Genomic DNA, 4,630 nt, shown 5'->3' on the forward strand with positions numbered 1-4,630 from the left:
GACTTGGCTACATAAAGAACCTAGAAGATATAGAAAAGGCTGTAGTGGCAGTTCAGGAAAATGTTCCAATTCGGATCAAAGACATAGCAGTAGTTTCCTTAGGTCCTGCAAACAGAAGAGGGGTTTTGGACAAAGACGGAGCTGAAGTAGTTGGAGGTGTGGTGGTTGCCAGATATGGGGCAAATCCTTTGGCCGTAATCAATGAAGTAAAAGATAAAATTAATGAAATCAGTCCTGGCCTGCCTAAAAAAACATTAGCTAATGGTACAGAAAGCCAACTGACACTTGTTCCTTTTTACGATCGTTCTCAATTGATTTCTGAGACATTAGGAACATTGGAAGAAGCATTAACCTTAGAACTTTTAATTACCATTTTAGTGGTAATAGTAATGGTTTACAATCTTAGAGCCTCTCTTCTGATTTCTAGCTTATTACCTATTTCTGTTCTGATGGTTTTTATAGCCATGAGATACTTTGGGGTTGATGCTAATATTGTTGCATTATCAGGGATTGCAATTGCAATCGGGACGATGGTAGATCTAGGAATTATTCTCTCCGAAAATATTATTAAGCACATAGATGAAGCACCTGAAGATCAAAAGCTAATCGACACCATTTTCAAAGGTTCCTCTGAAGTAGCAACAGCAATCCTCACAGCCGTCTCTACAACGATTGTTTCTTTCATTCCTGTTTTCACATTGGAAGCAGCGGAAGGTAAACTATTCGGACCACTGGCATTTACTAAGACATTTGCCTTGGTAGCAGCTTTGATTGTTTCACTTTTGATTCTTCCTAGTCTCGCTCATTTCTTCTTTGGGTTGAACCTGAAAAAGTCAAAATTTAATAAGTATCTCCCCTATCTTATTATCCTTCTTGGAATTTCAGGATGGGTTTATGGCTTTTCTTGGGCTGGAATCATGCTCATCCTATTCGGGGCTCTAAGCATTTCAAAAAGCTATTTAACCTCATCTTCGATACGTTTAGGTAAAAGGGCACAGCGACTTATTGAAAATGCTGAACTTTATTTAGTGGTTATTGGGGTTATTTGGTTGCTGGCAAAGTACTGGTTGCCCCTTGGACCTGCAGAGAGCCTATCCACCAATTTCTTCTTCGTTGCATTGCTTGTAGGGTTGATTTTAGGAGCATTCGCGCTATTGGAATATTTTTATAAGCATATTCTTGGATGGTGTCTTGACCACAAAAAGGCTTTTTTAATCATACCCGCAATTTTGATCCTTCTAGGCGGGTGTATTTGGTTAGGTGTAAATAGTTTGTTTGGATTCATCCCAAAAAGTTTTGATCAGATCGGAGTTAATATCCGACCGACCAAAGTTTGGTCTTCTTTAACTCATACATTTCCGGGAATAGGTAAAGAGTTTATGCCTTCCTTAGATGAAGGTAGTTTCTTGTTGATGCCAACTTCCATGCCCCACTCAGGAATTGAATTCAATGGAAAGGTTGTTTCACAACTTGATATGATGCTAACTAATATTCCAGAGGTGGAATTGACCGTTGGAAAGCTTGGAAGAGTCGAATCTGCATTAGATCCTGCTCCAATTTCCATGTATGAGAATATCATCAATTATAAACCTGAATATATTCTTGATTTGGATGGTTATCGACAACGATTCAAAACAGATGATAACAATCGATTTATTTTGAATTCAGGTGATACTCTGACGAATGAAGAAGCTATCATTCAAGGAGTAAAAAGGACAGAATTGATACCTGATGAAGATGGTCTTTACTTTCGCAATTGGAGAAATGGAATTTCTTCTCCAGATGATATTTGGAATGAAATCCTAAAAGTCACCAAAATCCCAGGTGTCACATCCGCTCCAAAATTGCAACCTATTGAAACTCGGCTTGTCATGCTTCAAACTGGTATGAGAGCCCCCATGGGAATTAAAGTATATGGATCTGATTTAGAAACTATTGAAGAGTTTGGTTTAAAGCTTGAAAACATATTAAAGGAGGTTCCAAGCGTGAAAGCTGAAGCTGCTTTTGCAGACCGTATTGTTGGTAAACCTTACCTCCATCTGAACATAAACAGAGATGAAATTGCCAGATACGGATTGAGTATTGAAGATATTCAGCAAACTATTGAAACCGCAATAGGTGGAATGAATATCACCAATACGGTTGAGGGAAGAGAAAGATTTCCTGTCCGTGTTCGCTACCCAAGAGAATTGAGAGATGACCCTGAATCACTTGGCAAAATTTTGATTTCAACCCCGACTGGAGCCCAAATACCATTGGTTCAGCTGGTAGATTTTGAATACAAAAGGGGACCTCAAGCTATCAAGAGTGAAAATACATTTTTGGTCGGTTATGTATTATTTGACAAACGAGATGGCTTTTCCGAAGTAACGGTGGTGAATGATGCCCAAAGAATGATTCAGGAAAGAATTGATACTGGGGAATTGTTGGTGCCAGCCGGGATTAATTTCAAGTTTTCTGGGAGTTACGAAAACCAGGTAAGGGCAGAAAAAAGACTGAGTATCATCGTTCCTGTCGTTTTGGGATTGGTCTTTTTGATTCTCTATTTCCAATTCAAATCCACTACCACTTCTCTCATGGTATTTACTGGAATTGCGATGGCTTTTAGTGGTGGATTCATCATGCTTTGGCTTTATAGTCAGGAATGGTTCGCTAACTTCAATTTATTTGACACTAATATTCGTGACCTCTTCCAAATGCAAACTATCAATTTAAGTGTTGCAGTCTGGGTTGGATTTATTGCACTTTTCGGAATAGCCACAGATGACGGCGTCTTAATGGCAACGTATTTAGATCAAAGTTTTGATCGAAATAAAACAAATACGTTGGAAGGAATCAGAGTTGCTGTAATCGAAGCAGGACATCGCAGAATCAAACCAGCAGTCATGACTTCTGCCACCACAATCATAGCACTACTTCCGATTCTTACCTCAACAGGTAGAGGCTCAGACATTATGATTCCAATGGCCATTCCGGCATTTGGGGGAATGATTGTAGCAGCCATTACTTATTTCATAGTACCCGTGCTATACAGCATTCGCGAAGAGTATAAACTTAAAAGAATAAGCAAATGAAAAATTGGTATCTCTCCTTGATTTTGTTGCTTTTCACAAGCTTTCAGGCCTTTAGTCAAACACTGGATGATTATCTGAAAATTGCAGCTGAAAATAACCCTGGTCTAAAAGGAAGCTACAAAGAGTTTGAAGCAGCATTGGAAAAAGCAGCCCAAATTCGAAGTCTTCCAGACCCAAGCATTTCATTTGGTTATTTTATTTCGCCAGTTGAAACCCGAGTTGGACCGCAAAGAGCGAGGTTTTCACTCAATCAAATGTTCCCATGGTTTGGAACTTTGAAATATTACGGAACAGGTTCAGAAGCTTTAGCAGAAGCTAAATTTCAGGCCTTTACAAACGCTAAAAATAAGCTTTATTTTGATGTGACCTCTTCCTATTATCCTTTGCATGAATTGGAAAAATTCATTGAAATAGAAAAAGAGAATATTGAGATCCTCCGAAACTATAAAACATTTGCCACTTCCCAGTTTTCTAATGGAAAAGGCGCGATGGTCGACGTTTTGAGAGTAGATATCATGTTAAAAGATGCTGAAACAAACCTGAGTATTCTGGAAATGCAAAGAAAACCTTTGACGGCTTCTTTTAATAAACTCTTGAACAGGGCAGAAAAAGACACCGTATTAATCGTCGATCAGATAACTTATGAAGCTATTCCTGAAGAATACAGAAGAGACTCTTTGTTAGAATCCAATCCAATTTTACAGGAATTTGATTTTAAAATATTAGCCGCTGAATCCAATGAAAAGACTGCTTCTAGTCAATCACTTCCTAAAATAGGAGTTGGTTTAGATTATGTAATCATTGGTAAAAGAGAAGATATGCAGGTAGAAGATAATGGTAAAAATGCCTTGATGCCGATGGTTTCTATGAGTCTTCCCATTTTTTCCGGGAAATATAAGGCTGCACAAAAAGAGGCTCAATTGATGCAAGAAGCATATCAATATCAAAAGGAAGACTATGAGAATCAATTAATCAGTACTTATGAAAAGTTGGATTTTCAAATTTCAAAACAACAGGAATTAATCCGGCTGTATGAGGTACAAATCGATCAAACCAAGCAATCTCTTGAATTGCTTTATACAGCATATTCCAATTCGGGAAATTCTTTCGAAGATGTGCTACAAATGCAGCAACAATTATTAAAATATCAAAAATTGAAGGTGACTGCGGAGACAGCCCTTAAAATCAATATTGCGGAAATAGATTATATCACTGCAAAATCTTTAGACCAATGAAAAAGCTACAAAAAAATGTTTTGGTCATATCCATTGGGATGATGCTAACAGGGCTCTTAGCCGGATATTTATTATTCGGAAATTCAGAAGAACATGTACATAATTTAACTGAACAAAACGGTGTCTGGACCTGCTCTATGCACCCACAGATCAAACAAAATGAGCCTGGTTCTTGTCCGATCTGCGGAATGGATTTAATTCCTTTAGAAAGTGACCAAGAATCTATAGACCCATTAGCAATCAGAATGTCCCCTACTGCCATGCAATTGGCAAATGTCCAAACAGCAATTGTTGGAAATTCAGGAACAAGAAAATCTGTCA

The 4,630-nt window shown here is 38.1% G+C and carries 3 protein-coding genes; all 3 read left to right on the forward strand.

The annotated features are described in order from the left end of the window. A partial coding sequence (locus tag Q0L68_RS16680; RefSeq protein WP_296705336.1) for an efflux RND transporter permease subunit occupies positions 1–3,074 on the forward strand: 3,074 nt, incomplete at its 5' end. Continuing rightward, on the forward strand, positions 3,071–4,309 hold the full coding sequence (locus tag Q0L68_RS16685) for a TolC family protein (RefSeq protein WP_296705339.1): 1,239 nt from the start codon (positions 3,071–3,073) through the stop codon (positions 4,307–4,309). The genes Q0L68_RS16680 and Q0L68_RS16685, both read left to right, overlap by 4 nt. Beyond that, on the forward strand, positions 4,306–4,630 hold a 325-nt coding region (locus tag Q0L68_RS16690; protein ID WP_296705340.1), incomplete at its 3' end, for a heavy metal-binding domain-containing protein. The genes Q0L68_RS16685 and Q0L68_RS16690, both read left to right, overlap by 4 nt.

This window comes from Algoriphagus sp., assembly GCF_024642405.1.
Classification (GTDB): domain Bacteria; phylum Bacteroidota; class Bacteroidia; order Cytophagales; family Cyclobacteriaceae; genus Algoriphagus.